33 protein-coding genes and 1 pseudogene are annotated in these 26187 nt (G+C 34.3%); 26 read left to right on the top strand and 8 right to left on the bottom strand.

Annotated elements, in window-relative coordinates:
• Positions 1-30 precede the first annotated feature (30 nt).
• Positions 31-1455 carry an aldehyde dehydrogenase family protein gene (locus tag FH036_RS05570; protein ID WP_139895488.1) on the top strand — a complete coding sequence of 475 codons (1425 nt, stop codon included), beginning with the start codon at positions 31-33 and terminating at the stop codon, positions 1453-1455.
• A 118-nt stretch (positions 1456-1573) separates the two neighbouring features.
• Here the strand turns inward: FH036_RS05570 and FH036_RS05565 are convergent, their stop codons facing one another.
• The gene (locus tag FH036_RS05565) at positions 1574-1966 is read right to left on the bottom strand and encodes a YueI family protein (RefSeq protein ID WP_000247572.1); all 393 of its coding nucleotides are present in this window, start codon (positions 1964-1966) and stop codon (positions 1574-1576) included.
• A 245-nt stretch (positions 1967-2211) separates the two neighbouring features.
• On the opposite strand from FH036_RS05565, the gene FH036_RS05560 reads away from it, so the two are divergent.
• The gene (locus tag FH036_RS05560) at positions 2212-3330 is read left to right on the top strand and encodes a BA2291 family sporulation histidine kinase (protein ID WP_000451748.1); all 1119 of its coding nucleotides are present in this window, start codon (positions 2212-2214) and stop codon (positions 3328-3330) included.
• 33 nt (positions 3331-3363) lie between these two features.
• Here FH036_RS05560 and FH036_RS05555 read toward each other — a convergent pair whose 3' ends face one another.
• Positions 3364-4113: a DUF4397 domain-containing protein gene (locus tag FH036_RS05555; protein WP_000083263.1), complete on the bottom strand. Its 750-nt coding sequence runs from the start codon at positions 4111-4113 to the stop codon at positions 3364-3366.
• 990 nt (positions 4114-5103) lie between these two features.
• Here FH036_RS05555 and FH036_RS05550 point away from each other — a divergent pair.
• From FH036_RS05550 to FH036_RS05505, 10 genes are all read left to right on the top strand, one after another.
• The gene (locus FH036_RS05550) at positions 5104-6414 is read left to right on the top strand and encodes an aspartate aminotransferase family protein (protein WP_001205894.1); all 1311 of its coding nucleotides are present in this window, start codon (positions 5104-5106) and stop codon (positions 6412-6414) included.
• Complete coding sequence (gene atoD / locus FH036_RS05545) at positions 6411-7109, top strand: acetate CoA-transferase subunit alpha (RefSeq protein ID WP_000208105.1); 699 nt, start codon at positions 6411-6413, stop codon at positions 7107-7109. Before FH036_RS05550 ends, atoD begins: the two co-directional genes overlap by 4 nt.
• Positions 7094-7756 carry a CoA transferase subunit B gene (locus tag FH036_RS05540; protein WP_000525283.1) on the top strand — a complete coding sequence of 221 codons (663 nt, stop codon included), beginning with the start codon at positions 7094-7096 and terminating at the stop codon, positions 7754-7756. Before atoD ends, FH036_RS05540 begins: the two co-directional genes overlap by 16 nt.
• A gap of 15 nt (positions 7757-7771) precedes the next feature.
• Positions 7772-9040 carry a peptidase gene (locus FH036_RS05535; protein ID WP_139895487.1) on the top strand — a complete coding sequence of 423 codons (1269 nt, stop codon included), beginning with the start codon at positions 7772-7774 and terminating at the stop codon, positions 9038-9040.
• Positions 9037-9882 (top strand): putative beta-lysine N-acetyltransferase, encoded by an 846-nt coding sequence (gene ablB, locus FH036_RS05530; RefSeq protein ID WP_000878613.1) that lies wholly within the window; start codon positions 9037-9039, stop codon positions 9880-9882. Before FH036_RS05535 ends, ablB begins: the two co-directional genes overlap by 4 nt.
• 99 nt (positions 9883-9981) lie before the next feature.
• On the top strand, positions 9982-11367 hold the full coding sequence (gene rocR, locus FH036_RS05525) for an arginine utilization transcriptional regulator RocR (protein WP_001997445.1): 1386 nt from the start codon (positions 9982-9984) through the stop codon (positions 11365-11367).
• Positions 11368-11578: 211 nt separating this feature from the next.
• Positions 11579-13000, top strand: a complete 1422-nt coding sequence (gene kamA / locus FH036_RS05520; protein WP_000902136.1) for a lysine 2,3-aminomutase — start codon at positions 11579-11581, stop codon at positions 12998-13000.
• Positions 12997-13269, top strand: coding sequence for a YokU family protein (locus tag FH036_RS05515; protein WP_000995764.1), 273 nt, complete (start codon positions 12997-12999; stop codon positions 13267-13269). The genes kamA and FH036_RS05515 overlap by 4 nt, the downstream gene beginning before the upstream one ends.
• Positions 13270-13341: 72 nt before the next feature.
• Positions 13342-13557, top strand: a complete 216-nt coding sequence (locus FH036_RS05510) for a YozE family protein (RefSeq protein ID WP_139895486.1) — start codon at positions 13342-13344, stop codon at positions 13555-13557.
• A gap of 190 nt (positions 13558-13747) precedes the next feature.
• Positions 13748-14410 (top strand): hypothetical protein, encoded by a 663-nt coding sequence (locus FH036_RS05505; RefSeq protein WP_000101501.1) that lies wholly within the window; start codon positions 13748-13750, stop codon positions 14408-14410.
• A gap of 4 nt (positions 14411-14414) precedes the next feature.
• Here the strand turns inward: FH036_RS05505 and FH036_RS05500 are convergent, their stop codons facing one another.
• Entirely contained in the window at positions 14415-14582 is a 168-nt protein-coding gene (locus FH036_RS05500; RefSeq protein WP_000456537.1) for a DUF3930 family protein, read from the bottom strand.
• A 150-nt stretch (positions 14583-14732) separates the two neighbouring features.
• Here FH036_RS05500 and FH036_RS05495 point away from each other — a divergent pair, with 150 nt between their 5' ends.
• The 5 genes from FH036_RS05495 to FH036_RS05475 all read left to right on the top strand — a co-directional run bounded on the left by FH036_RS05495 (position 14733) and on the right by FH036_RS05475 (position 17476).
• On the top strand, positions 14733-14912 hold the full coding sequence (locus FH036_RS05495) for a YozD family protein (protein WP_000658451.1): 180 nt from the start codon (positions 14733-14735) through the stop codon (positions 14910-14912).
• A gap of 110 nt (positions 14913-15022) precedes the next feature.
• A complete protein-coding gene (locus FH036_RS05490) occupies positions 15023-15205 on the top strand; it encodes a hypothetical protein (protein ID WP_000473370.1) in 183 nt (60 codons plus the stop codon).
• Positions 15205-16026, top strand: coding sequence for a serine/threonine protein kinase (locus FH036_RS05485; RefSeq protein WP_000872045.1), 822 nt, complete (start codon positions 15205-15207; stop codon positions 16024-16026). Before FH036_RS05490 ends, FH036_RS05485 begins: the two co-directional genes overlap by 1 nt.
• Positions 16008-16763: a sporulation protein gene (locus FH036_RS05480; RefSeq protein ID WP_000486607.1), complete on the top strand. Its 756-nt coding sequence runs from the start codon at positions 16008-16010 to the stop codon at positions 16761-16763. Before FH036_RS05485 ends, FH036_RS05480 begins: the two co-directional genes overlap by 19 nt.
• 77 nt (positions 16764-16840) lie before the next feature.
• On the top strand, positions 16841-17476 hold the full coding sequence (locus tag FH036_RS05475; RefSeq protein WP_000833371.1) for a phosphatase PAP2 family protein: 636 nt from the start codon (positions 16841-16843) through the stop codon (positions 17474-17476).
• Here the strand turns inward: FH036_RS05475 and FH036_RS05470 are convergent.
• From FH036_RS05470 to FH036_RS27535, 3 genes and pseudogenes are all read right to left on the bottom strand, one after another.
• Positions 17466-18347: a cation diffusion facilitator family transporter gene (locus FH036_RS05470; protein ID WP_000380376.1), complete on the bottom strand. Its 882-nt coding sequence runs from the start codon at positions 18345-18347 to the stop codon at positions 17466-17468. The two genes, FH036_RS05475 and FH036_RS05470, sit on opposite strands and share 11 nt — an antisense overlap.
• 290 nt (positions 18348-18637) lie before the next feature.
• Positions 18638-18952 (bottom strand): thioredoxin family protein, encoded by a 315-nt coding sequence (locus tag FH036_RS05465; RefSeq protein ID WP_000658775.1) that lies wholly within the window; start codon positions 18950-18952, stop codon positions 18638-18640.
• Positions 18953-18992: 40 nt separating this feature from the next.
• Positions 18993-19216 (bottom strand): annotated as a pseudogene (locus FH036_RS27535) (hypothetical protein); the annotation flags it as partial.
• A gap of 109 nt (positions 19217-19325) precedes the next feature.
• Here FH036_RS27535 and FH036_RS27000 point away from each other — a divergent pair.
• Positions 19326-19487: a hypothetical protein gene (locus FH036_RS27000; protein WP_014481658.1), complete on the top strand. Its 162-nt coding sequence runs from the start codon at positions 19326-19328 to the stop codon at positions 19485-19487.
• Positions 19488-19715: 228 nt separating this feature from the next.
• Here the strand turns inward: FH036_RS27000 and FH036_RS05455 are convergent, their stop codons facing one another.
• The gene (locus tag FH036_RS05455; RefSeq protein WP_044790679.1) at positions 19716-20324 is read right to left on the bottom strand and encodes a hypothetical protein; all 609 of its coding nucleotides are present in this window, start codon (positions 20322-20324) and stop codon (positions 19716-19718) included.
• Between the two features lie 75 nt (positions 20325-20399).
• Here FH036_RS05455 and FH036_RS05450 point away from each other — a divergent pair, with 75 nt between their 5' ends.
• The 3 genes from FH036_RS05450 (at position 20400) to FH036_RS05440 (ending at position 22114) form a co-directional block, all read left to right on the top strand.
• Positions 20400-20630, top strand: a complete 231-nt coding sequence (locus tag FH036_RS05450; RefSeq protein ID WP_000883185.1) for a terminase small subunit — start codon at positions 20400-20402, stop codon at positions 20628-20630.
• A gap of 449 nt (positions 20631-21079) precedes the next feature.
• Positions 21080-21433, top strand: coding sequence for a hypothetical protein (locus tag FH036_RS05445; protein ID WP_080776398.1), 354 nt, complete (start codon positions 21080-21082; stop codon positions 21431-21433).
• Positions 21434-21838: 405 nt separating this feature from the next.
• Positions 21839-22114, top strand: coding sequence for a hypothetical protein (locus tag FH036_RS05440; protein WP_000525898.1), 276 nt, complete (start codon positions 21839-21841; stop codon positions 22112-22114).
• Positions 22115-22237: 123 nt separating this feature from the next.
• Here FH036_RS05440 and FH036_RS05435 read toward each other — a convergent pair whose 3' ends face one another.
• A complete protein-coding gene (locus FH036_RS05435) occupies positions 22238-22375 on the bottom strand; it encodes a DUF3956 family protein (protein ID WP_000443219.1) in 138 nt (45 codons plus the stop codon).
• A 204-nt stretch (positions 22376-22579) separates the two neighbouring features.
• Here FH036_RS05435 and FH036_RS05430 point away from each other — a divergent pair, with 204 nt between their 5' ends.
• The 5 genes from FH036_RS05430 (at position 22580) to FH036_RS05410 (ending at position 26024) form a co-directional block, all read left to right on the top strand.
• Complete coding sequence (locus FH036_RS05430) at positions 22580-22978, top strand: CHRD domain-containing protein (protein ID WP_044790676.1); 399 nt, start codon at positions 22580-22582, stop codon at positions 22976-22978.
• Between the two features lie 372 nt (positions 22979-23350).
• Positions 23351-23602: a DUF3947 family protein gene (locus tag FH036_RS05425; RefSeq protein ID WP_139895485.1), complete on the top strand. Its 252-nt coding sequence runs from the start codon at positions 23351-23353 to the stop codon at positions 23600-23602.
• Positions 23603-24218: 616 nt separating this feature from the next.
• A complete protein-coding gene (locus tag FH036_RS05420) occupies positions 24219-24719 on the top strand; it encodes a sigma-70 family RNA polymerase sigma factor (protein WP_000401919.1) in 501 nt (166 codons plus the stop codon).
• The gene (locus FH036_RS05415) at positions 24709-25731 is read left to right on the top strand and encodes an anti-sigma factor (RefSeq protein WP_139895484.1); all 1023 of its coding nucleotides are present in this window, start codon (positions 24709-24711) and stop codon (positions 25729-25731) included. Before FH036_RS05420 ends, FH036_RS05415 begins: the two co-directional genes overlap by 11 nt.
• Positions 25713-26024 (top strand): hypothetical protein, encoded by a 312-nt coding sequence (locus FH036_RS05410; protein WP_138322057.1) that lies wholly within the window; start codon positions 25713-25715, stop codon positions 26022-26024. The genes FH036_RS05415 and FH036_RS05410 overlap by 19 nt, the downstream gene beginning before the upstream one ends.
• The last annotated feature ends 163 nt before the right edge of the window (positions 26025-26187 follow it).

The following is a 26187-nucleotide window of genomic DNA, read 5'->3' as shown; positions in this document are numbered from 1 at the left end:
TGTATACATATATTTGAAAGGGGAAGAATTATGAAAAAGCATTTATATATAAATGGAGATTGGAAGTCTGTAAACACGTATAAACCATTATACGCACCATACTCTGAAGAAACATTAGCGGAAATTGCACAAGGAACGGAAGAAGATGTAAAAGAGGCTGTTACTGCTGCAAAAAATGCAATGAAAGAAATGAATACATTATCTGCATATGATCGTGCGACTATTTTAGAGAAAGTCGCACAAAAAATGGATGAAAGAAGAGAAGAATTTGCAGAGATTATTGCAAAAGAGGCTGCAAAACCAATACGTGCTGCGAGAGGAGAAGTAGATCGTACCGTTCAGACATACAAATTTGCAGCGGAAGAAGCAAAGCGTATATACGGCGAGACATTGCCACTTGATGCAGCACCTGGTGCAGATGGACGTATTGCATACACAATGCGAAAACCAATCGGAGTTATAGGGGCTATTACACCATTTAATTTCCCGTTAAATTTAGTGGCACATAAAGTCGGCCCTGCAATTGCTGCTGGAAATACAGTTGTATTAAAACCAGCTGATCAAACGCCTCTATCGTCTTACGCTTTAGTTGAACTATTTGAAGAAGCAGGATTGCCAAAAGGAGCTTTAAATATTATTTCTGGTCCTGGTTCGACTGTAGGTGAAGCGATTGTTACAAATGATGATGTTGCTTCCATTACTTTTACGGGAAGTCCGAAAGTTGGAATTGGAATTAAGGCAAAGGCTGGGTTAAAGAGAGTTACGTTAGAACTAGGATCAAATGCTGCAGTTATTATTGATGAAGATGTAGAATTAACAGATGAATTAATTGAACGTGTAAAATGGGGAGCATTTGTTAATAATGGACAAGTTTGTATTTCGGTGCAACGTGTTTTTGTACATGAAGAGAGAATGGATGAATTTCTATCGAAGTTACAGAAAGCGATGGAAACAGTTGTTGTTGGTGATCCGCTGATTGAGGAAACGGATGTATCAGCTTTAATTTCGAAAAAAGATGTCGACCGTATCGATAACTGGGTGCAAGAAGCAGTTAAAGAAGGAGCGAACGTTTTATATGGTGGTAACAAACGTGATGAAAGGATTTTTGAACCTACTGTATTAACGAATGTTCCAAAGCATGTATCTGTACAGTGCCAAGAAGTATTCGGTCCACTTATGACAGTAAATACATTTAAAGAATTTGATGAGGCTATAGAGCAAGTAAATCATTCACGTTACGGTCTACAAGCAGGTGTATTTACAAATAATTTGTTTAAAGCTATGCGTGCAATTGATGAGCTTGAAGTTGGTGGTGTCATGATAAATGATATTCCAACGTTCAGAGTAGACCATATGCCTTACGGGGGTGTGAAAGAAAGTGGTACGGGGCGTGAAGGAATTAAATATGCAATCGAAGAAATGACAGAAATGAAATTAGTGTGTATTAAAAAATAAAGGAACTAGAACTTAAACATCGCAAAAAAACGAGTAGGAAATGTTTACGATTCCATACTCGTTTTTTTTTGTTTATTTGACGTTTCTTAGAATGATTTCATTTAATCAAGTGTACCTTTTACTTCATTTCTTGTTTGAAAATAGCATCTTCTACATAAATTTGTTCTTTGTCGACAGCAGTGCTATGAGATAATACTAAACCGATTGGTGTTTCTGTACCTTTATTTTGAACAATTGTAAAAGGAACATTTTTTTCGTTCGCTAATTTAATGTATTTTGATAAATGTGGGTAAGCAATGCCACCATTTAGGAATATTTGTAATGATTGAGAAGAGCGCATGCTACTAGCTACTTCAGAATATACATTACTTTGCATTACTTGACCGATAGTTAAAGCGATTTCTACACGCTCACGTAATGTAGTTAAATACATATTACGTTCTTCTGGTTTGTTTTGCTTTTGGCCGTAAATGCCTTCTTGGAGATAATCTTCCACATTTTTATTTACCATATTTTTCACACCTTTCCTTTTCTATTGTACGAAAGAATGAAGCAGGATGCAAAAAAAGTCGCATCGAATATAAAAAATTTGAATGAAAGGAAGGAAAATGGAATGTATCAATCTAAACAATTAATAAAGTTATAAAAATTTTATCAACACATATTAACAAAATGTGACAATAATCTATTAACGAATCATGTTTTTTGTGTTAATATTCAAAATATAAAGGGTGTTCGTCGCATGGAAATGGAGGAATGGAGGTTTTTCCAATCGATAAGGATATTAAAGAAGTATTTTGTTCGCACTTGAAAAACAACAGGCACCAATTCGTTGAGAACTGGAAAAACAAAATGATAATTTCCGATAAAGATCCATTTAGACTAGAAGCAGTTCAAAATGGAGAGGATTTATTAGAGTTTATTATTGAACTTACTATGGAAGAAAAAGATATAAATTATCTTCAGCCATTATGCGAGAAAATTGCTATTGAACGTGCAGGAGCAGATGCGAATATAGGTGATTTTGTTTATAATGCAAATGTAGGAAGAAATGAGCTTTTCGAAGCGATGTGTGAATTAGATGTTAGTGCACGTGAATTGAAACCAATTATGGCCCAAATACATACTTGTTTTGACAAATTAATTTATTACACTGTTTTAAAATACTCGGAAATTATATCAAGAAATTTAGAGGAAAAACAGCAATATATTAACGAAACACATAAAGAAAGGCTGACAATTTTAGGGCAAATGTCAGCTAGTTTTGTACATGAATTTCGTAATCCGCTTACTTCCATTATGGGGTTTGTCAAATTATTAAAGGCAGACCATCCTAGTTTATCGTATTTAGATATTATTTCTCATGAATTAGACCAATTAAATTTTCGCATTTCGCAATTTTTACTCGTATCGAAAAAAGAAATGTGGACTGAATCTGAACGGTTTTGGCTAAATGATTTGTTTCAAGACATTATACAGTTCTTATATCCAAGTTTGGTCAATGCAAATGTTTCTATTGAAAAGAATTTGCCATATCCAATTCCGCTTACTGGTTATCGGAGTGAAGTGAGACAAGTATTTTTAAATATATTAATGAACTCAATTGACGCTCTTGAATCAATGAAAGAAGAACGAAAAATTATCATTGATGTATTTGAAGAAGATCAATCGATTCGGATTGTAATAAAAAATAACGGGCCAATGATTCCAGCTGAAAATGTAGAAACGATTTTTGAACCATTTGTAACTACTAAAAAGTTAGGAACTGGTATTGGGTTATTTGTATGTAAACAAATTGTAGAAAAGCATAATGGGTCCATCATGTGTCGTTCAGATAATGATTGGACAGAATTTCAAATTGCATTTCAAAAATAAACAGTCTACACCAAATGAATGGTGTAGACTGTTTTAATTCGTAAGTATAACGGCTTCTAATTTAGGATCTTTCGTTGAATAACCTAAAATTGAAATTGTATAAATAATGTTCGGTTCGACTTTGAAATCCGGTATAGTTAGTAAGACACTTTGATGATCTGCGAGTGAAACTTCTATATCCGCTGTACCAGGGCTAACTTCTAAAAAATCTGTTATTTGTTTAAAGAGTACATTTTCAAATAAATGATCGCCAGCTTTTAAACTTACATTTACAACAGGGGTATCGGGAGAAAAGTGTGCAAAGCGTATTTTTGCCTGGCCTGCTGGTAAATGAGTATTATCAAGCATAGGTTGTAATTGTAGATGATTATCACTATTTATTGCGGCAAAAGTATAAGTGTGATTTCCCATTATTGGTACTAAAGCTGAAAAGATGGGCGTTTCATTTCCAACAGGAACGATATCTATTCGGTACTTACCTTGTACTAATGTTAAATAAGGACTAAATTGTTTAAATGAAATATTTTTAATTACCTTTTGCCCGTTTACTAAAATGTCAACGGCAGGTGTATTTGAAGCAGAGTGAAAAAATCTTATGTGCGATGGTAAAGCAGCTTCTTGTGAATTTCTTTTTTCGTATGCCTGTACAAGATTCGTAAGCGCATCATAATATTTCATATATAGTTCTACATATTTTTTTGGATTATGAAATTGATAGTAACGAGCGAGCTGTTCGTAACGTGCAGCTTCTTGTCCATATTTTTCGATTTCAGATTGAGACATGAACATTCCTCCTTTGTCATCATTAAAACTATATGCTTAGCAAGAATGAGGTTATGCGAAAAAATTGTTTTTTAAAGGAGAAAGGTTGAAAATTAATAATAAGTATTTTTTAAGGATAAGCTAAGTTTAGGTGAACGAGAGTTATAATTTTCTAGAGGATACAAAAATATATCATCCATATTGGCAGAGGAAGTGTGTATTTCGAAATGAAAAATTTGAGAGCATAACACGTGACATGTCGAAACCATGTCCTGAAACCCTTAGGAAACTAGGGATTTTTTTAATTATGGGCAAATACACATACAAAGTAATAATTGTCCTACATAAATTATAAAGGAAAGGTAGTTTGAAATTAAGGAAAGGAATGAAACTTTGGGATGGGGATATCCCGCAAGGAATTGTGAATGGAGTTATGGACGGTTTTGTGCTTTATACTGTAGGATGAATTGTGATTTTGTAATACTATTGTTTCTATTTATGTTAGCAAGTGACGGTATTAACTGATAACAGAGCGTCGTGCCGAACTGATTAATGTGGTTAATCGGTTCTTTTTTTATTGTATAAACCAGAGCGAAGTATATGTGAAATATTGGTTTCTATAAAAATAATTGCTATGCATTTAGTAGGATTAATTGTCGAGATTTGTTTAAAAATATGCAATATAAAGTAGGAGAACAGGAAGGAGTTTAAAGGGAGTTTCGTCGAAGTTTACACAATGTCGGCATTTGAGGGAAGCTGACATTATGTTAGAAAAACATTTAGTGAAGCGTTAATTTTATATAAGGGAGGGTTATTTGAGCATATAGATAAGGGTTGGTCTTTGAATTAAGTTCTGAATTTTCTGTTTTTAAAATTGGTATTTAGCACTCATTTGTATATTTTATAATAGTTTTTTGATAAATTCACTGCTTTCGCAGAGGGTTCTTTTTTATGAAAGAAACGTCAATTTTCTTCATATATATATACAAATTGGAGAAATGGGGGAGCGCTATGCGCGATTACTTAATTAAACCACTTGTTGGTCAGCCGTATCCAATGATTTCACATGGAAAAGGTGTCTATTTGTATGATCAAAACGGAAATAAATATTTTGATGGCTCGTCAGGAGCAATTACGGCAGGTATTGGGCATGGCGTAAAGGAGATTGCGGACGTTATCAAAAAGCAAGCTGAGGAGATTGCTTTCGTTTATAGATCACAGTTTACGAGTGAACCAGCTGAAAAATTAGCTAAGAAACTAAGCGATTTAAGTGTAGGAGATTTGAACTGGAGCTTTTTTGTAAATAGTGGTACGGAAGCAAATGAAACAGCTATGAAAATTGCAATCCAGCATTTTCAAGAGCGAGGTATTCAAGGGAAACATAAAATATTGTCACGATGGATGAGTTATCACGGTATTACGATGGGAGCCTTATCAATGTCTGGGCATCCACTGCGTAGACAACGTTTCGTGTCAATTTTAGAAGATTATCCAACTATTCCAGCTCCATATTGTTTTAGATGTCCAGTACAAAAGGTATATCCAACTTGTCAGCTTGCTTGTGCGACTGAACTAGAAAGATCAATTGAAAGGATTGGAGCAGAACATATTGCGGCTTTTATTGCTGAACCGATTATTGGAGCAGCTGGAGGTGCAGTCGTTCCGCCGAAAGAATATTATAAAGTTATTAAAGACATTTGTAGTCATTACGATATTTTATTTATTGCTGATGAAGTAATGACTGGGCTTGGGCGTACTGGTGCATGGTTTGCGATGGAGCATTGGGGTGTAGAACCGGATATTATGACCCTTGGTAAAGGTTTAGGAGCTGGATACACACCGATGGCAGCGACGGTTGTAAGTGACCGTGTTATGGAGCCAATTTTACGAGGATCGCGTTCTGTTATGAGTGGACATACGTTAAGTGCAAATCCATTATCTGCAGCAACAGCTCTAGCTGTTATTGAATATATGGAGAAACATAATCTACCTGAAAAAACAGCGGAAAAGGGAGAGTATTTAATAAAAGGATTACAGAAAGTTCAGCAACAATCGACAATCATTGCTGATGTGCGTGGAAAAGGATTGCTGATTGGAGTAGAATTGCAACCGTTTACAAAAGCGTCGGAACTTATTTCGGTTGCAGCTAAAAATGGTCTTCTTTTATACCAAGCTGTTTCAGGGCAAGCAGGAAAAGAAGATAGTGCACTGCTTGTAGCACCGCCAATGACAACTACATATTCCGAGTTAGATGAATTACTTTCAATTTTTGCAAAAAGTGTAGAAGAAATGATGCAAAAAGGAGGGCATAGTATCGCATGACAACTATTACGAATACATTCGGTAAATTAAAAGAGATAGAGGAAGTAATTTCTTTGTTCCACGATGATATGACATTAATGTTTGGGGGATTTGGGGGGATTGGATCCCCTCCATCATTAATACAGGCGATTTTAGAAAAAGGAGTTACAAATTTAAATTTAATAGGAAATGATACGGGGTTTCCTGATGTAGGAATTGGTCGTCTCGTTACGAATGAAAGAGTAAAATCATTAATTACTTCTCATATCGGTTCAAATCCAAATGCAGGAAGACAGCTAAACGAAGGAAGGTTACAAATTGAGTTTTCTCCCCAAGGAACACTAGCAGAGCGTATTCGCGCTGGTGGTGTAGGACTTGGTGGTGTATTAGTTGATGTAGGTGTTGATACGATTGTAGAAGAAGGAAAACGTACTGTTGAAATGAATGGTAAAACATATTTAGTTGAAACAGCATTAACTGCTGAGGTTGCGATTGTATATGCGAAAAAGGCGGATCCGTTCGGTAACCTTGTGTTTGATAAGAGTGCTCGTAACATGAATCCTCACGTTGCTATGGCCGGGGATATAACGATTGTAGAAGCAGAAGAAATTGTTCCACTTGGAAGTTTAGATCCAGAAGAAATTGTTGTCCCAGGAGTATTTGTAAATTATATCGTACCGTCGGAAGGAGTGAATTGGAAATGGGTATGGGCGTAGAAGTGAGAGATAAGATTGCTAGACGTGCGGCGAAAGAAATACAAAATGGCATGATTGTAAATTTAGGTATTGGTATACCATCGCTTGTACCGAATCATTTGCCTGACGATATAAACGTTATGTTTCATGCGGAAAATGGAATTGTAGGTATGGGACCTACGCCAAGCAAAGGAAATGAAGACGAAAATTTATGTAACGCAGCAGGTTTGCCAACTTCTCTTATTACAGGAGCAAGTTATTTTGATAGTTGCACAGCGTTTGGGATGATTCGAAAAGGTTTACTAGATATAACGATTCTTGGTTCATTACAAGTAAGCGAGAATGGTGATTTAGCAAACTGGATTGTTCCAGGGAAACGTGTTCCAGGTATTGGAGGAGCAATGGATTTAGCTCAAAAAGCGAAGCGGGTCGTTGTTGTGATGAATCATGTCGATAAATACGGAAATGCAAAAATTGTTTCGGAGTGTACATTACCATTAACTTCAAAAAAATGCGTAGATTTAATTATTACGGATATGGCAGTAATGGAAGTAACGCAGGGTGGACTTATTTTACAAGAATTGATGAGCCCATACACAGTGGAAGATATAAAACAACATACAGAAGCGGATTTTAAAATTGGCTCTAACTTACTAGTAATTGAATGAGGGGAGATATAATATATGGAGCAATTAAAAAAACAAGTTTGTGATTATATTGAGAGTCATGAAGAAGAAAGCGTAAAATTTTTAAAACGATTAATTCAAGAAAAGAGCGTATCTGGTGATGAAAGTGGTGCGCAGGCAATTGTGATTGAAAAATTACGTGAGCTAGGCTTAGATCTTGATATATGGGAGCCATCATTTTCTAAAATGAAAGATCATCCTTATTTTGTTTCACCGCGTACAAGTTTTTCAGATAGCCCGAACATTGTGGCAACCCTTAAAGGAAGCGGCGACGGGAAATCTATGATATTAAATGGGCATATTGATGTCGTACCAGAAGGAGATGTGAATCAGTGGGACTATCATCCTTATAGTGGTGAGAAAATAGGAAATCGTATATATGGTCGTGGAACGACAGATATGAAGGGCGGCAATGTCGCATTAATGCTTGCGATGGAAGCAATTATTGAATCTCGTATTGAATTAAAAGGAGATATTTATTTTCAAAGTGTAATAGAAGAAGAAAGCGGCGGAGCAGGAACATTAGCAACTATATTACGAGGATATAAAGCAGATGGTGTTATTATTCCGGAGCCAACAAATATGAAGTTTTTCCCGAAACAACAAGGATCCATGTGGTTTCGTCTACATGTGAAAGGGAAAGCAGCACACGGTGGGACGCGTTATGAAGGAGTAAGTGCAATTGAAAAAAGTATGTTTGTTATAGATCATTTGAGAAAGTTGGAAGAGAAGAGAAATGACCGAATTACAGATCCATTATTTAAAGGAATCCCGATCCCAATTCCAATTAATATTGGGAAAATTGAAGGCGGTAGCTGGCCAAGTTCTGTTCCTGATTCGTTAATTTTAGAAGGAAGATGCGGTATTGCGCCGAATGAGACTATAGAGGCAGCAAAAGAAGAGTTCGAGAATTGGATCGCTGAATTAAATGGTGTGGACAGTTGGTTTGTTGAAAATCCTGTAGAAGTGGAATGGTTTGGAGCAAGATGGGTTCCAGGTGAACTAGAAGAAAATCATGAGTTAATTACAACGCTTGAACATAACTTTGTTGAAATCGAAGGGAACAAACCGATTATTGAAGCATCACCGTGGGGGACTGATGGAGGTTTATTTACACAAATCGCAGGTGTACCAACGATAGTATTTGGCCCAGGAGAAACGAAAGTAGCGCATTATCCAAACGAATATATAGAAGTTGATAAAATGATAGCTGCCGCGAAAATTATTGCATGTACATTACTAGATTGGTGTGAGGTGAAAAAATGAAATACTATGAATCTTTTAGAGAACAGACGAATGGCTATACAGTAGAAGGCGTTTTGGACTATTTTAATAAACGTATTCGAGTAGACCACTACACAGGAAATATTGAGAGAATCATCCAAACAATTGACGAATTAGCAGAGAAACATTCTTTCACTAAATGTATTGTTAAAGGAAAGGGAGAGCATGTTTCAACATGGCTCTCTTTCGGTTTTTTATTAGAAGCAACAATACCACATTATTTTCAAGGTCACGATGCATACTTCTTCGTGAAATTTAATAATGATGAAAGACGAAATAGTATTCATTGGGCTGAGGAAGATACCATTTTAAGCGGTGTAAAAGCAAAAGAAGTAAAGGAAAAAATAGTTCCGGAAAAATTCCTATTAAGAAAAGCGACAGAAGAGGACGCAGAAGAATTAGCAGCTGTCTTTGGAGAAGTATTTGAAGTGTATCCGACTCCTTTAAACGAAGCGAGTTATGTAAAACAAACGATGAAAGAAGACGATACAATTTACTATGTGTATGAATTCGAGGGGAAAATAATTAGTACAGCGTCTGCAGAAATGAATATAAAAGAAGGAAATGCAGAATTAACGAATTGTGCGACCTTACCCGAATATCGTAAACATGGGTTTATGAAAAGTTTATTAATTAAGTTAGAAGAAGAACTTCAAGAAAAATCGATTTTCTGTTCTTATACAATTGCTCGATCGCTTTCTTTCGGAATGAATGCAGCCTTTCATCAGTTAGGCTATACGTATACGGGAAGATTGGCGAACAATTGCTACATTTTTGATAAGCTAGAAGATATGAATATATGGGTAAAAGATTTGTCTAAATAGTACGTTATAAAAATAGAGCGGAATCGTCATGCTTATAATCGCACATAGGTATGCCGGAAATTCGGCATATTATTTGCTGAATTTTCGGCAAGAGGGGGGATGACATTGCTAGCAGTTTCGACACAAGAAGTCATTGAGGCGATTTTGGGCAGTATTGATGAGGCTATACACGCAGTAGATGAAAATGGTATTACAATTTTCTATAATACTGTAGCTGCAAAACACGATGGATCAAAAATTGAAAAAGTGTTAGGTAAACATTTGTTAGAAGCGTTTCCTTCTTTATCTAGGGAAACAAGTACGTTGATGAAAGTATTAGATACAAAAAAGCCAATCGTTCATCAAGTGCAGCACTATCAAAACTTAAATGGGGAAGACATTTGTACAGTAAATACGACGTTACCTATTTTCATAGATGGAAATATTGCTGGAGCTGTTGAAATTGCAAAAGATTATTCCACAGTACAAAAACTTACCGATACAATAGTCGATTTGCAGTCGAAAATAAAGCGGTCATCTAGAAAAAAAGCGGTCAAAAAGGATGTTGCATTTGAGACGATCGTGACGAATGATGCTCGGTTTAAACAGACGAAAGAATTAGCACAAAAAGTAGCCCCAACTGATGCGAATGTTTTAATATATGGGGAAACAGGAACAGGGAAAGAGTTATTTGTACAAGCGATTCATGAAGCCTCTAAGCGGAAGAACAAGCCGTTTATTGCACAAAACTGTGCAGCTTTGCCAGAGTCTCTATTAGAAAGTTTATTGTTTGGAACGACGAAAGGTAGTTATACGGGGGCAATTGAACGAGCGGGATTATTTGAACTTGTAGATGGAGGGACATTGTTTTTAGATGAACTGAATTCAATGCCACTCGATTTACAAGCGAAAATGCTACGTGTATTAGAAGATGGTGTTATTCGTCGTATTGGTGATAATAAGACGAGAAAAGTAGATGTTCGCGTTATTACCGCAATGAATCAGCCGCCAGAAATATGTTTAAAAGAGAATAAAATTCGCACTGATTTATACTATCGATTAAATGTCTTTTCATTATATATTCCGCCGCTCCGTGAAAGAACGGAGGATGTATTATTGTTAGCGTCTTATTTTTTGAAAGAATATAATAAAAGTTATAAAAAAGGTGTACTTCAAATGGATAAGGAAGCGAAAGAAAGACTACAAGCTTACCAATGGCCTGGAAATGTTCGGGAGTTAAAACATACGATTGAACATGCTGTCATTATTGCAGAAGGGAATACATTAACAGCCAATTGTTTACCGCGTACATTTCGGAAAGAGAGTTTTCCAAAGAAGAAGGGCATATTGCCTCTTAGAGAAGCACTTCATCAAACGGAAAAAAAATTAATAGATCAAGCGTTAATTGAAACAGAAGGGAATATATTACAGGCTGCAAAAATGTTAGGTATCCCTCGTCAGACGCTTCAATATAAACTGAGTAAGTACGACAAAACCGCCGAATAATTGGCGGTTTTTGTGTGTTTGCACCAATAAAAGAGCGTTTACATATATAAAAAGTAATGAATATGATAGTATGTATGGATTTCATACAGTGCTTAAAAATATTTTTTTCGCTTATATAATAGGGTTATCCGTACGTTTACTTATCAATAAAGTAAAGTTGGCATAACTATTGCTTATATAAAGGATGAGCGTATAAAAAGGGGGAATAGCAATGTTACATGATGTATACAAACCAAATCGTCACTGGAAGGATATCGAATTATGGAAAGATGTTACTGAAGAGCAATGGAATGATTGGGTTTGGCAATTAACGAATACGATCAAAACGTTAGATGACTTAAAGAAAGTGATTAACTTAACACCTGATGAAGAAGAGGGCGTTAAAATTTCAACGAAAACGATCCCGTTAAATATTACACCGTACTATGCTTGGTTAATGAATCCTGATGACCCACGCTGTCCGATTCGGATGCAATCTGTACCGATCTCGGAAGAGTTATATAAAACAAAATATGATTTAGAAGATCCGCTTCATGAAGATGAAGATTCACCAGTTCCAGGGTTAACACATCGTTATCCTGACCGCGTACTATTCTTAGTAACGAATCAATGTTCTATGTATTGTCGTTACTGTACACGCCGTCGTTTTAGTGGACAAATTGGAATGGGTGTGCCGAAGAAACAATTAGATGATGCAATTGCTTACATTCGTGAAACACCACAAGTACGAGATGTATTAATCTCTGGTGGTGATGGTCTTCTTATTAACGATAAAATTTTAGAATATGTATTAAAAAATTTACGAGAGATTCCGCATGTTGAGATTATTCGTATCGGAACGAGAGCGCCGGTAGTATTTCCGCAGCGTATTACAGAAAACTTATGTAACATTATTAAAAAATATCATCCAGTATGGTTAAATACACATTTCAATACATCTATTGAAATCACTGAAGAATCGAAAAAAGCATGTGAAATGTTAGCGAATGCTGGTGTTCCAGTCGGAAACCAAGCAGTAATTTTAGCTGGTATTAATGACAGCGTTCCAATTATGAAAAAACTAATGCATGACTTAGTAAAAATCCGTGTACGTCCATATTATATTTATCAATGTGACTTATCTGAAGGTATTGGTCATTTCCGTGCACCAGTTTCTAAAGGTCTTGAAATTATTGAAGGTTTACGCGGACATACGTCTGGTTATGCAGTACCAACATTCGTTGTTGATGCACCAGGAGGAGGCGGTAAAATTGCGCTTCAACCAAACTATTTAATCTCGCAAAGTGCAGATAAAGTTGTACTTCGTAACTTTGAAGGTGTTATTACAACGTATCCAGAGCCAGAAAGCTACATTCCAGGAAGAGCAGAAGGGTACTTTAAAGAAATTTATCCAAACTACGAAGAAAAACGTTCAGATGTTGGTATCGCAGGCCTTATGAGCGATAAGAAATTTAATCTTGTTCCAGACGATTTACAGCGTATGAACCGTCGTAAAGACTATGAGGATAATGAAACGCATGCAACATTAAAAGATAAACGTGATAAGCGCGACCAATTGAAAGATAAAAAATATCAAGCACAAATGGCTAAATTAGAAGAAAACGACAAAAAAACTGAGGGTGATGCAGTATGAATTGTATGTGGTGTGACAGTACAGAAGCAAAAGAAAGCTTAAATACTGTATATTGGGAATTACCAGATGGTACGAAAGCCATTGAAATCCAAGAGACACCATGCATTTCTTGTTCCTCATGTGGTATGGACTATCAATCAGATCAAACAGTGAAAGAAATAGAAGATCAATTGTTTCTAATTTATACGAAAGACTTACCAAAACAACTAACATATGAAGAATTAATGGGAAGACCACGTCTATTAAAAAGAAATTATTTCGACTTTTAACCAGCTTTTATGCTGGTTTTTTTCTTTTTTGCCTTGTATAATGTACCCAAGCTAGAAAGGTAGGGAATATTTTTGAAAAAGACATTTTACCACTATATGATGAAGCATCGTGCAGCTTTATTTAGTAATGAAATATCGAATTTAGCAGAGGCAATGTATGATGATTTAAGTTTTCCGAAGCAATCTGAAGATTACGATCAAATTAGTTCATACTTAGAGCTAAGTGGAATGCTAGAAAGTATGTCTATATTTGATGAAGCGTGGGATTTATACATACAAGATAGATAAAAACTATATGAACTTTTTTCGACATGAAGCTAGTCTATTTGCTAGCTTTTTTTACGTTGTAAATAAATTTTCATATGATGATATTTTTTATTGAAAAAATTTATGAATATACGCTTCTGTGATAAGCGTTTTTAAGTAGGTTGCATATACTGTTATCAAAATCACGACGTCAAAAAAAGGAGAGATATAGATGGCAAGGAAAAAGCAACCTAAATATAACGTAGGGGACATAGTCGTGATTACGCTATATGGAACCGTTGGTAAAATCACAAATATGAAGGTTTTAGATGGAGTTTACGTATACGAAGTCAATAATCACGATGGATTTTACGTAGAGCAAACATTGCAGCACGTTACAGAGCAAGATATGAAAAAAGGTGAAACTGAGTGGATTGAATTAAACTATAATTTCACATTTGGTGATCTCGTGCAAGTAACAGGATACGATAAAGATGTGTTTCGAATTGTTGGTTTTCGTACAGAAGTATGGAGATATAAAAATGACGCATGGGAAGATACAATATATGAACTGTCACGAATTACGGATGGTGAATGGTTAGAAGCGGATGAGTCAGATTTAACGTTACTTGCCAATGCTCAAACGGCAAATGCAATTTTGAAGAAAATGAAACAAGATAAAGCAGGTATGAATAAATTAGATTTAGGAAAATTAAAGTCAATTAACAACTCGAAAAAAGTGAGTGTTAAGACAAATCGTCAAGAAATCATTGATGGATTACTTGATATTTATAACGATTATCAATTGTTATTTGATACATTTAAAGATGAAGAATACAAAATTGTTATGGATGTTGTTCATAATTATTTAGTTAAATTGACAGAGAAAAAATAGTTAACTAGAAAGAGAGAATGAATTGAACAACAACATATGCAGTATAAGGTATGCCTACAATTATTAAAAAAATAAAAAGCCATTTAATAAGAGAGTCTGCCCATTGATCTTCATGCATGAACTCTTCTTTTGTTTGTCCTACTTCTTGCTTTACCTCGTATTGATATTCCATAATTATAATCCCCCTTTTTGATAGCTTGTACTACCATCGTATGCACCTTGTCCAAAGGATATGACCTATAAAAAAGAAAAACTATTTTTCTAATCTCATATACATATTTTTGAGATTTTTTCATAAAACAGAAATAAAGGAGTGATGCTCATGAAGGAAATTGAAGTCGTAATTGATACGGAAGAGATTGCGGAGTTTTTTTATGAGCAACTAATTGAAAGAGGATACGTCCCAAAACGAGAAGAAATTGAAGATCTCGCAGATATTACATTCGAGTATTTATTAGAGAAATGTATGATTGATGAAGTGTTTGATGAAGAGGATGAGTGAAAGTAACGACGGGCTTAACTCGTCGTTTTTTACTCTTTACAAACTTGTCACAAATGTAGCCAGCAATACTTGGTATAATTAAAAGAAAATTTTACTCAAGAGGTGAAGGGATGTTCAAAAAAATTATTGATTCTTTATTAGGAAAGAAAAAATATCGTTCGTATTCTAGTAGTGATTATCGCCATAGAGGTCGCTCTTATTCAAGTAGCGATTATAAACGACGTTCATCTGGTTATGGGCATCATCATTATAAAAGAAAACGTAAAAGCCGTAGCTTCTTTTCAAGTAGTTGATGAAATGGCGTCGTATACTAGCTTTATTTGATAGACCACTGCGAAAAAATACAATTGTTGTAGAACGTTATAAAATTGAATCAGTAATTGGAATGGGTAGTTATGGGGTTACATATGTCGTTAATGATTTACAAATAAATAGATATAAAGTCTTAAAACAATTAAGACAAAGTAAACAAAGATATGAGTCTGGTAGAAAATCATTTGAACAAGAGAAAATGATTTTACAAACATTAAATCATCATGCAATTCCTAGTTTATATGATCATTTCGTATGGGAGAAAAAAAGCTTTTTTGTGATGGAATATATGCCTGGTAAAAATTTTGAAGATTATATTTTCTTAGATGGACATGTATATACAGAACGTGAAGTTTTAAAAATTTTATATGAAATATTAGAAATTGTATCAGTGTTTCATAGTAAAGGTATTATTCACCGAGATTTACGCATTCCAAACATATTAATGAAAGAAAACCAAATTAGTATTATTGATTTTGGGTTGGCGAAATTGAAAGGTGAGGGTGATGAACGAGCTACAACGTATGAAGGTGAACAAGCTTTGATGCGAGAAGTTCACTTTCGTAGCGATTTTTATGCGCTTGGTCATTTCTCATTATTTTTATTATATGCAGGCTATGAATCTAATGAAAAATATGAAAAACCATGGTATGACGAATTAACTTTGGAAAATTACAACCGTGAAATGCTGATGCGAATGTTACAAATGAAAACGCCGTACTATGAGAATGTACGAGATTTAAAAAAAGATGTAGCTTTTGCTTTAGAAAGGATGGAGGATCCATGTTTCAAAAGTTTTTAGCAAGCGTTGGTATCGGTAATGCAAAAGTAGATACAGTTCTTGAAAAAGATGAGTATATTGTTGGTGAAGAGATATACGGAAAGGTTCATATAACTGGAGGTTCCGTTAGCCAACAAATTGAAAGCATTTACTTAACGCTATCAACATCGTATGTACGAGAAGTAGATGATAAAAAAGTAACAACAACATATGATTTAGAGCGAGTTCGTTTAACAGAACCTTTTTCTGTTGAGCCGAATGAAAAAAGAGAAATTCCATTTTCATTTAAAATGCCAGTTGAAACACCGCTTACTCTTGGAATGAAAACAGTTTGGATACACACAGGCCTTGATATTAAACGTAGTATAGATCCAAGTGATCGTGATTACATTCAAGTGTTGCCAAATGCACTATTAAATAGTGTGTTAGAGAGTGTCAATCAATTAGGCTTTAAAGCGCGTCATATTGAGTGTGAAGAATTACCGTATCGACTACGTAAGCAAGTTCCATTCGCACAAGAATTTGAGTTTGTTCCTGTTTCCGGACAGTATTATGGGAAATTAGATGAACTAGAATTGTTGATTTTGCCAAGTGCTTACGATCGCCTAGAGATTATTATGGAAGTAGACAGAAAATCTCGCGGATTAGCAGGTTTATTTGCAGAAGCACTTGATCTTGATGAGAAAGTGATTCGCTTTACAGTAACGAATGAAGATATTCCAACAATGAAAGAAACAATTAACAATTATATTTTTTAATAAACTATGCATAAAAAAGAAATGGAGAGGAAAACTAAAACAACCGCTCCATTTTTTTGCATAGTGAGGTTATGTATGTGAAACGATATCGACATTTATACTTGTTAAGTTCAACGCTACTCATTTGTTTTGTCGTATTATCACTTTCGTATCATACCGCTTGTATTGAGAAATTTGACAATATAGTCGCGCATTTTATTCAAAGTTTTCGAAACGATTATTTGACAGCCTACTTTACTTGGGTGTCTTTTATCGGTTCCAAAAGAATATATTTTCCGTTACTCATTATTCTTGTAATGTATTTTCTCGTTAGAAAAAAGTTGCTTAGTGCATTACTTCTAACAATTAATTATTATGGATCTCGTTATTTAAACAGTATGCTTAAACTATGGTACGAGCGAGCAAGACCTGATGTGTCGCAGCTTGTTACTGCAACTGGATATAGTTTTCCGAGCGGTCATACGATGAATGCTACTGCTTTTTTAGGATTTATTGCATACGTCACGATTACAGAAGAACGTATTACGTTGCATAAAAAATTGTTGATTATTTTTATAGCGAGCTTTGTTGTATTATCTATTTCAGTTAGCCGAATATATCTTGGCGTTCACTATCCATCTGACATATTAGCAGGATGGGCAGCTGGCGGTAGCTGGCTCGTTTTATGTGTTATATTTCATAAAACGTTCATTAAAAAAGAACCTATGTCATAATAGGTTCTTTTTCCATTGGTTCAACATGAATGTGCGCATGATAAATGCCAAACTTTTTCCGAAGCATTGCCTCGATGTTGTCAGTAATACAGTGACTTTCTCCAACATCCATACGAGCATCTACCTCAATTGTAATATCAACGTACGTTTGATTCCCGTACATACGAGCGCGAATATCTACGATGTTTTCCACGCCACCAATATGTTCAATCGCATCAGCGTATTCTTCCATCTTATCTGGATCGATTCCATCCGTTAACATATGAGAAGCTTCTACGAAAATCTCCCATGCAGTTTTACAAATAATAAGACCGACAATTAAAGCAGCAATAGGATCTAAAATAGGCATTTGGAACTGCGAACCGACAATACCTACTACTGTACCAATACTTACGAGAGCATCTGATAAATTATCCTTTGCAGCTGCTTCTAATGATTTACTTCTTGTTCGTGCTGCAATCTTTTTCGTATACAAATACACACAGTACATAACGACAGCAGAAAATAAAGCTACCCATGCAGCAAGTACATTAGGTGCTGCTTGTTTCGGATTTAAAAAAGATTGAATGGCACTAATAACAACTTCTAATCCGACCGTTGCCATAATAAAAGAAGCAACAAGTGATGCAATTTGTTCTGCACGCGAATGCCCATATGGATGATCTGGATCACGAGGTTTCCGAGAGATTTTTAGACCAATTAATATCGCTAAAGAAGCACCGATATCGGTTAAGTTATTTAAACCGTCAGCACGTAATGCGCTAGAGAGGGTAATATAACTGATGATGATTTTCATAGAGGATAAAAATATGTAGGCCAAAATGCTGACAATAGCACCTTTATCAGCTTCTTTATGAGAAAGAGTATCCATTTTAATCACTCACCTTTCTACAAGGAATTTCTTTCTATAAATAGAGTATCAAACGAAAGTCGTGTGGGTCTATACAAACATTGTTGACGTTTTATAGCTTTTTAAGAAGTGGATAACAAAGTTTCATGAAGGAAAAATATGTTGGAAAGTGCAAAGTTAGGGTATGCAAGCGATTTAGATCTATGTATAACCGGGGAAGGAGAAGGGAGTACAAATATGTACACTTCTGACAGCTGATTTGGAAAAAATAAAAAAACCCTCTAGAAAATATTTTTCAGAGGGTTTTCATCTTAGTATGCTTCTAAAAACTCAGTAACTTGCTCTTCAGTTTTTGCGTTAGCACTATGTAAGTGGCCTAGCTTCTCCCCATTTTGATATACAAGTAAACTTGGAATACCCATTACTTGATACTCTTCAGCGATATTTGGGAACTCATCTTTATTAATAGAATACCATTCAAACTTATTGAACTCTTCCATCACATCTCCGATAAAGTTGTCCATACGCACGCAATCTGGACACCATGTAGTAAAGAACTTAACAACTACTGGCTCCTCGCTTGCGATGATGTCTTTGAATTCCTGTTCAGATTTGATTTCTTTCATGTTTTGTTTCTCCTTTTTCACTATCAATATTTTTGGTTATTTAGTTGGTGTATTTGCTGTGGAAGGGAGAACCTTTCTTTTCGAAAAATTCGTTAGCAAATTGATCCATCGCAGTTTCTTGAAGTCCTGGTACATATGAGTAGATATCCAGTGTGATTCTACTTTTTATGTTCTAGTCTTATATGCATCTTAAATCTAGAAATGAATATTAGGAACCTCACTTTTCTTTATAAGCTTTTTCGTGAGCTGTGTCAAACTTCTGAAATTGTAAGGCTACTATTTATTAGTAAGGTAAATTGTATTCATGATAGCCATTGCTATAAAGTTCTTTTCCCCATATATTTTTATGAGGTGTTGTGAGAGAAGAGATTAAGTGGCGTTAGCGGAGTTCCAGCAACAATTACATCTAAATAAAGTAATGCAGGTAAAAGAAGCAAGGCTAACAAGAAGGGAAATTGCGACTCTGTATAGAGTGAAAGAAAAACATGATATGGAGCGAGAAAGGAATCGTAAGAACATGTTAGGAAGTATTTAGCGGTAGAAGTTAGGGGGAATGTAGATGTGATAGAAAGACAGTATTACATTATTCTTTCAAAGGGGTAACTAGGATGTTGAAATGGGTAAAGAAATTAATTTTTTAAAACGCCCACCCTGCATTGTTTGTGAGAAACAAGAAGGTGAGCTTCCATTAAATGAATGTAGTTTGTGAAAAATGTGACCAAATTACGTATGAACAAGACATAGAAAGAGATTCCTAAACCCTTTATATCTTATTCCATAAATAACAAAGCTGGTGAGCTTCTGATTCAAGAGCTATTACATGATCATTATTAATAGAGTTATTCGTATACATTTTGTTCTTTTGGATGTTAAGGACTGTATAATTCACATCGTTATATTCATTTGAAAATGTTGATTCGTTTAATAATGTTAGTGTTGAGTTGATGTTATATTTATCAATTCGCTCTTTTTTTCCTTTGAAAAACAGTTTAATAAGATGCGGCTCATCATTAATGAGCAAACCGAGTTCAGGCGATGAGCGGACGATTAAATTATGTGATAACCAATGCGATTTACCTGGATCAAACCAAGAGACGTCTTTGTTTTTAATAAATTTTTTGTACTGTTTTATAACATCAATGTAGTTTTGCTTTTTCTTCTGGTCAATAGTTTGTACTAATGTTTCAAAACAATCAAAAGATAGTTCGTTTTTATGAAATTTAATAACAGTTTCTCGTAATTGTTTCCAGTAATCAAAAACCGGGTGATATTCAGGTTGAGATTTTAAATTCTTTACAAAATTTGTTTTAGCAGCACTACTTTTCAGTGTAAAGTCTAAAAATTGTGTAAGTCCCACTTTAATTTCCGCCATGTTACACCCCCTTTCCGAACATTACTAATTCGATAGTGGAAAGGGAAATCCTGCATTTTTAAGGAGGTGAACGAGATGCTAGATGATGAAGAGTTGACGGAACAAGAACGGTTCTTTTGTTTGTATTATGTGAAATACTTTAAAGGGAAACAAGCTGTACGGAAAGTTAGGTATGTAAAGAGAAGCACGCATAGTACGAGTAGTCGATTACTTAGAAGAGAACGTATAGCATTTCAGGTCAGAGAGCTTAAAGCAAAAATGGTTGAAACTATATTTGGGGAAGTAATGAGTGGGTTAAATGAGTAAATCAAGATTGCTTTTACTAATATGAAAAAAGGTCCTGTTGTTTCCAACAGGACCTTTCCTAAAATGGCAAAGGGTAACTCTTACCTTACCCTTCTCGTATATAATACATGAAAAAGATAGATGTGTATACAACAAGAAATTCCAATATAATTATTCGAATATAGTGTTGAAAAATAAAGGTATGTAATTTGGAAGAAGGAATTAAATAACAAATGTTGATTTATCAAGTGATTGGAATGAATTCCTGTTAAGTTATAGTAAATAAAGTAATATTGAGATAATAAAATATGTAATTTTGCATTTTGAATTTTTAAAAGTAAACAAGGTTATAAAATATATAAATGTTCCGGAAGTTGAGGAAGTAAATACTAAAATTCATTTGATTTTTTACTGAAATAAATAAATTCATTTGAATCGTAGTAAAAAATAGAGGTTTGCCTTAAACATTTATAAAAGTAAAGAATATTTATAACAAAGGGAGTAAATACACAGGTCCAATTTTTGTAATGATGGAGGGAATTGTTGTGGACATAACTCAAAGTATGGCACGAATAGTGGTTAATGGGAAAGATCTTCCGTTTAATTCAGTTAGAACTTCTGTATGGAATCAAGGGCCTGTAAATGATTTAATTGTTTCAACATATCAGAGAATCGAGGAGTTTTATCAATTTATGTGGTCACAAGTGCCAGTAATGCTTGCGATGTATTTTCTTCAAGGGGCAGACTTAATGAGATTTGCTAGAATTACTGGGATTAATCAAAGTGTAACGGGGGAATATATATATCATTTCTCTTGGGGATAAAATGAATGTAAAGTAGCGTAACAGCTGCTTTTTTATTGTGGAAAGGAATTTTAGAAGCTGATGGTATAGGAGGTTAGAAAAATAAGGTTAGAGTGTGATATAGATAATTTGTGACTGTTTTTAAACTCATAAATATAATTAGTTGCTTCTTTTAACACAAGGGAGCGATTGATAGACTAGCTTAAAAAATAAGATTGTAACTATCTTTTAAAATAATAAATGGTAATTTTTACTTTTTTGGATGAACTATTTTTATATAAAAATCATATAATATGTTGTGGGACAAGCAAACAGCTTATAAACTATTGAATACTCAATGAGATTACCTTTTGTATATCTTCGTATTTACTGATCCAGATGTTCTTTTTTATCGAACAAAACGCCCATTATGATAGGAGGTTAATAATGGGGATGACATTAGAGGAATTAGAAAAGTGTTATATTAAAGCCTTATTTGAGGGAGCAGAGTACGTAGCTGTTCAGATTGAAATAGATGGATTTCATAGTGAGGAAGTAATTATTAACGACAAATATAATATAGATTCTGAATTAAAGTATTATAAGAAAACATACAATGAAAATTTAGAACATAGATGGACCCCAGGGATTCGTATTATAGGTTTTGCATATGGCTATTCGTTCTCAGAAATTCTACATGAATTAGGGTTGCTAGTGAAGTAATGATAAAACAAATCGCAATTATTGTACGTGATGCCGTGATTTTAATGGCGTCTTTTTTTGTTGTGAAGGAAAGGTAAAAATAAAAAAGAGAGCTTAAGCCCTCTTTTTATAAATGCCTAACTTTTATGCACAGATTGGAATTCCTAATGCTATTAAAGTCAATGCTACTTGAAGAGAAAGTTCTAATCTAGCAATTTCGATTCCAGCAACTGATACCACTAAAAGAGGTTGTCCATTAACGAACAAAACACAACTTTCCATATTTACACCTCCCTTCTAGTAATCTACTACAATATATGAATTAAATTTAAATAACGTTATAGTTAAATTGAAGAATTTTATAAAATTGATAAATTAATCTATCATATAAAATGAATTTTTATTGGTCTAACAACTGCTTCTTTATCACCTTATATAAAGGGTATGAATATATTAGTAGTATATAAAAGCATAGGAGTGATAGATATGTTTTTTGCAAAGCTACGTGGTAGAAATGAAGTTCCACCAGTAGAAACAGACGCTCGAGGGGAGGCTTTCTTTAAATTAAGCCATGACGAGCTTAGCCTAAAATTTAAGTTGGATTTATTTGATATAGAGGATGTAGTAGTTGCCCATCTGCATATTGGAGCAAAAGGAACTAATGGTCCTGTTGTAGCTTTTTTATTTGGACCTATAACAAATCCGGTTTCAATAGAGTGTTCAACGCTTACGGGAATAATTACTCAAGAAGATTTGGTTGGGCCGTTAGCGGGTCAAACATTAGCTACTCTTGTAAATGAAATCATATCTGGAAACATTTATATTAATGTTCATACAGTACAACATCCTAATGGTGAAATTCGTGGACAATTGAATTATTGCTAAGAAATTATAGTAGTGAAAAATAAAGCATCCGTTTAGGGTGCTTTTATTTTGTGGAGGATGTATAGATAATTTACCTTTAATAATCTTAAAAATTCATTTTTATAGTTTTGAAGGTAATCGAATGGAATTAGAAATAGTGAATTTTTTACCTTTTTAGTTTGTAAAGTAATTATCGAAAACTTGTAAATGAAATGCCCCTCCGAAAATTAAATTAGTATTAGGAGATAAACTTTGTAAATAAAATATGAAAGTGTAAGAGATAATAGAAATTTTTAAACCTAATCAAAGCTAATAGACTAACTTTCAGCACCCACTGAAATAAAGAATCATAACATAATTTGTAATAACTTATATGAAAGTGAGCTGAAAAAAATGTTTTATTCGTATTTTTATTCTCAAGCGGGTATGCGACCAGCATATGGTACATCAATAACGTTTAGCGGAGCACAAAGTACAGTTCAAGCTGTTCAACAAGCGTTACAAATGCAACAACAAATGCAAATGCAACAACAAGGTATCCAGCCGTATTATTCATCTATGGAGTATTTTTATCCAGTGCATCAAATCACAACGTATGGAAGTTCTTTTCTTACGATTCCATATGGAACTGTCTTCAATCTATAAGCTGAAAATTTTATGAATAGGAGCAGGTATCCCAAACCGATTATTAATCTAACCATTACCAATTGGATATATACGGGAAACCCAGCTCCCACCTACCTTTATCACAGATGCCGAATTTTGAGGTATCCGCAAATAGCGGAAATAATTGAGGGGGATGAGTATATATGTAAGCGTCAAATAGTTCCATCTACAATTTGTAAATAGCTGATGAGATAATCTTTGTACATACTCTACAAGTTGTTTTTTGATAAGAAAATATCGTCGATCGAAGAAAGAATGAGAATTATCTTATCATGACAAATGATGGATAGTGGCACTATATGAAAAGATACATGAACATTTATTAACGCGAACCAGGACGAGAGGTAGCAACGAAATCCTATCTGTGGTTATATCGTACAGGAAGATTGTCCTATGACTATCAATTTACAAGAGCAGGAGAACATCCGAACCGTTTTTCCCCATTTTGAAGTATATTTATAGCCATAACATCTTATGTTTTGTTTATAATTGTAAATAGTTATTGAAATGTATAAATATTTTTTATGAATAAAAAGGAAAAATAATGCAACTTTTTAATTTGTTTATTCGTGTTATATATGAAAGGAGGAGGGGGATGGAGATTGAAGAAATATATAAAGTTTATATAAACGATGTGTACCGGTATTTATTTTCCCTTTCTCGTAGCCATCATGTAGCGGAGGACTTGATGCAGGAGACTTTTTATCGGGCGTTTCTTTATCTAGAAGACTATGAAAACCAAAAGGTGAAATCATGGCTTTTTAAAGTGGCATATCATACCTTTATTGATTTTGTTAGGAAAGAGAAAAAAGTAGCTTTTGTAGGAACGGAGGAATTAGAAACAATTCAAGCAGGTGAATCTACAGAAGAGTATGTAGTCGCAAAAAATAGTTATGAAAAATTAATTCAGATTATTCATACTTTACCAGTGGTAGAGGCGCAAGCTATTTTATTATGTGACGTACATCAATTAACGTACGAAGAGGGTGCTTCTGTATTAGATTTAAAGTTAAACACGTATAAAAGTCACATATTTCGCGGGAGAAAGAGATTAAAAGAATTGTTAAAGGAGGAAAAGAGTCAAAATGACAAATGATAAACCTCATTCTGAACAAGATGATTATAAAGAATTGTTACAAGAAGCTCTCCATCAAAGGCCGGATGCACTTTCTAATGGAAAACAGGAGCAAGTGATGAAAATAGGGAAAAAAAGAGCGCGTATTACAAATGTTTTAATTGTATTTACTTTTTTATTACTTATTCAACCTATATTATATATATCTACTCTCGCATACTATGTATTTGCACCTACAAACGCAATGGAGATACGGAATGTAGTAAATAAAACATTAAGTGTAACAGAACCAAATGTATTTTTGAAAGATAGGGACATGGAGCAAACATTGTTACCGCTTAGTTTACAATTGCATTTTGATTTGTATAAAAGGGTAGGGAAGAAAGATATTCGAATAGGAGAAGAGAAAACAGATTATATATTTAGTAGAGCAACGAAAGTTAGCCGTGAATATACAACAGATGAAAAAATTCCGGAAGTCCCATATATAGATAACGAGGTATTGTCTCATCCTAATAATTATAATTCATCCTATAATAGTAGTGAAGAAGCGCAAGTATTAAAGGGTCTTCCGCAAGAATCTGTTGTAGAAGCATTTATATCTTTTAGAGAATTGTTGAGTGTACAAGAGGTAACGAATATGTTTCCCACTATTGATATTGTCTGGTATGCCGTTAATACAGGGTTAGAGGAGAAGCAAACGAATGACGAGGGTATGTATGTTGCTCCGATTGGTTTTCCAGCAGATATGATTTCAAGACCAAGTGGTGCTTTTGTGAGTGATTCACCTCATGAGGAACAATTTATTGATGTGTTAAAGTCATTACAAAAGCATGAAGATTTAGCGATGAAGCTATCTAGAGCGAAAACATTAGAGTTGTCAAAGCGTATTTCTTTCCTTGAAAAAAATGGGGTAAAAACATATGGGGCAGTTGTAACAGGACCTAAAGCAGAAATTGAAAAATTAATGAGCCACGAAAAAGTTAGAAAATTGAAAGTAGGTGAAGCAAGGTTATGGAATTGGCATTCTTAAAAAAAAGAAAGAATCATATTTATAAACAGGAAACGTGGATGGGGACTATTTCATTAATTATTGCCTTTCTGGCGTTATTATATTTGAACATTATATTGCTTATACAAGAAACATTTATAGGTAAAGGTTTTCTGCAAATAGTTGGTATTGGATTGGTATGCTCAGTCATAGGAATGATCACAAAAAGAAAAAGTCGGAAATATGCATTGTGGGCATGTAGTTTATATCTTTTTATGCTATTGTTTTCTATATTTGGATTTATGTTAGGTTGGATGATAAGCTTTGGATCATAAAAATGTGTGAAAGGACGAATGTAGGTTCGTTCTTTTTTATGCATAAAAAGTAAAGGGATTTATCAAATTTGAATAGAGATCACTATACTACTAGGTTGTTGTGTTATTGAAATGTCTTCCGCTTACGTGTATATAAATAGGCGACAAGTATAGGGGGAAAACA

It is taken from the genome of Bacillus sp. CD3-5, assembly GCF_006349665.1.
GTDB classification, from domain to species: Bacteria; Bacillota; Bacilli; order Bacillales; family Bacillaceae_G; genus Bacillus_A; species Bacillus_A paranthracis.
Note: the sequence above shows the minus strand (reverse complement) of the source record. Positions and strands in the feature narration are given on the sequence as shown.

Excerpts from the sequence above, each read along its gene's own strand:
- FH036_RS05570 (WP_139895488.1), top strand. The coding sequence starts at position 31 with ATGAAAAAGCATTTATATATAAATGGAGATTGGAAGTCTGTAAACACG.
- FH036_RS05565 (WP_000247572.1), bottom strand. The coding sequence starts at position 1,966 with ATGGTAAATAAAAATGTGGAAGATTATCTCCAAGAAGGCATTTACGGC.
- FH036_RS05560 (WP_000451748.1), top strand. The coding sequence starts at position 2,212 with ATGGAGGTTTTTCCAATCGATAAGGATATTAAAGAAGTATTTTGTTCG.
- FH036_RS05555 (WP_000083263.1), bottom strand. The coding sequence starts at position 4,113 with ATGTCTCAATCTGAAATCGAAAAATATGGACAAGAAGCTGCACGTTAC.
- FH036_RS05550 (WP_001205894.1), top strand. The coding sequence starts at position 5,104 with ATGCGCGATTACTTAATTAAACCACTTGTTGGTCAGCCGTATCCAATG.
- atoD (WP_000208105.1), top strand. The coding sequence starts at position 6,411 with ATGACAACTATTACGAATACATTCGGTAAATTAAAAGAGATAGAGGAA.
- FH036_RS05540 (WP_000525283.1), top strand. The coding sequence starts at position 7,094 with ATGGGTATGGGCGTAGAAGTGAGAGATAAGATTGCTAGACGTGCGGCG.
- FH036_RS05535 (WP_139895487.1), top strand. The coding sequence starts at position 7,772 with ATGGAGCAATTAAAAAAACAAGTTTGTGATTATATTGAGAGTCATGAA.
- ablB (WP_000878613.1), top strand. The coding sequence starts at position 9,037 with ATGAAATACTATGAATCTTTTAGAGAACAGACGAATGGCTATACAGTA.
- rocR (WP_001997445.1), top strand. The coding sequence starts at position 9,982 with ATGACATTGCTAGCAGTTTCGACACAAGAAGTCATTGAGGCGATTTTG.
- kamA (WP_000902136.1), top strand. The coding sequence starts at position 11,579 with ATGTTACATGATGTATACAAACCAAATCGTCACTGGAAGGATATCGAA.
- FH036_RS05515 (WP_000995764.1), top strand. The coding sequence starts at position 12,997 with ATGAATTGTATGTGGTGTGACAGTACAGAAGCAAAAGAAAGCTTAAAT.
- FH036_RS05505 (WP_000101501.1), top strand. The coding sequence starts at position 13,748 with ATGGCAAGGAAAAAGCAACCTAAATATAACGTAGGGGACATAGTCGTG.
- FH036_RS05500 (WP_000456537.1), bottom strand. The coding sequence starts at position 14,582 with ATGGAATATCAATACGAGGTAAAGCAAGAAGTAGGACAAACAAAAGAA.
- FH036_RS05495 (WP_000658451.1), top strand. The coding sequence starts at position 14,733 with ATGAAGGAAATTGAAGTCGTAATTGATACGGAAGAGATTGCGGAGTTT.
- FH036_RS05490 (WP_000473370.1), top strand. The coding sequence starts at position 15,023 with ATGTTCAAAAAAATTATTGATTCTTTATTAGGAAAGAAAAAATATCGT.
- FH036_RS05485 (WP_000872045.1), top strand. The coding sequence starts at position 15,205 with ATGAAATGGCGTCGTATACTAGCTTTATTTGATAGACCACTGCGAAAA.
- FH036_RS05480 (WP_000486607.1), top strand. The coding sequence starts at position 16,008 with ATGTTTCAAAAGTTTTTAGCAAGCGTTGGTATCGGTAATGCAAAAGTA.
- FH036_RS05470 (WP_000380376.1), bottom strand. The coding sequence starts at position 18,347 with ATGGATACTCTTTCTCATAAAGAAGCTGATAAAGGTGCTATTGTCAGC.
- FH036_RS05465 (WP_000658775.1), bottom strand. The coding sequence starts at position 18,952 with ATGAAAGAAATCAAATCTGAACAGGAATTCAAAGACATCATCGCAAGC.
- FH036_RS05455 (WP_044790679.1), bottom strand. The coding sequence starts at position 20,324 with ATGGCGGAAATTAAAGTGGGACTTACACAATTTTTAGACTTTACACTG.
- FH036_RS05450 (WP_000883185.1), top strand. The coding sequence starts at position 20,400 with ATGCTAGATGATGAAGAGTTGACGGAACAAGAACGGTTCTTTTGTTTG.
- FH036_RS05440 (WP_000525898.1), top strand. The coding sequence starts at position 21,839 with ATGGGGATGACATTAGAGGAATTAGAAAAGTGTTATATTAAAGCCTTA.
- FH036_RS05435 (WP_000443219.1), bottom strand. The coding sequence starts at position 22,375 with ATGGAAAGTTGTGTTTTGTTCGTTAATGGACAACCTCTTTTAGTGGTA.
- FH036_RS05430 (WP_044790676.1), top strand. The coding sequence starts at position 22,580 with ATGTTTTTTGCAAAGCTACGTGGTAGAAATGAAGTTCCACCAGTAGAA.
- FH036_RS05425 (WP_139895485.1), top strand. The coding sequence starts at position 23,351 with ATGTTTTATTCGTATTTTTATTCTCAAGCGGGTATGCGACCAGCATAT.
- FH036_RS05420 (WP_000401919.1), top strand. The coding sequence starts at position 24,219 with ATGGAGATTGAAGAAATATATAAAGTTTATATAAACGATGTGTACCGG.
- FH036_RS05415 (WP_139895484.1), top strand. The coding sequence starts at position 24,709 with ATGACAAATGATAAACCTCATTCTGAACAAGATGATTATAAAGAATTG.
- FH036_RS05410 (WP_138322057.1), top strand. The coding sequence starts at position 25,713 with ATGGAATTGGCATTCTTAAAAAAAAGAAAGAATCATATTTATAAACAG.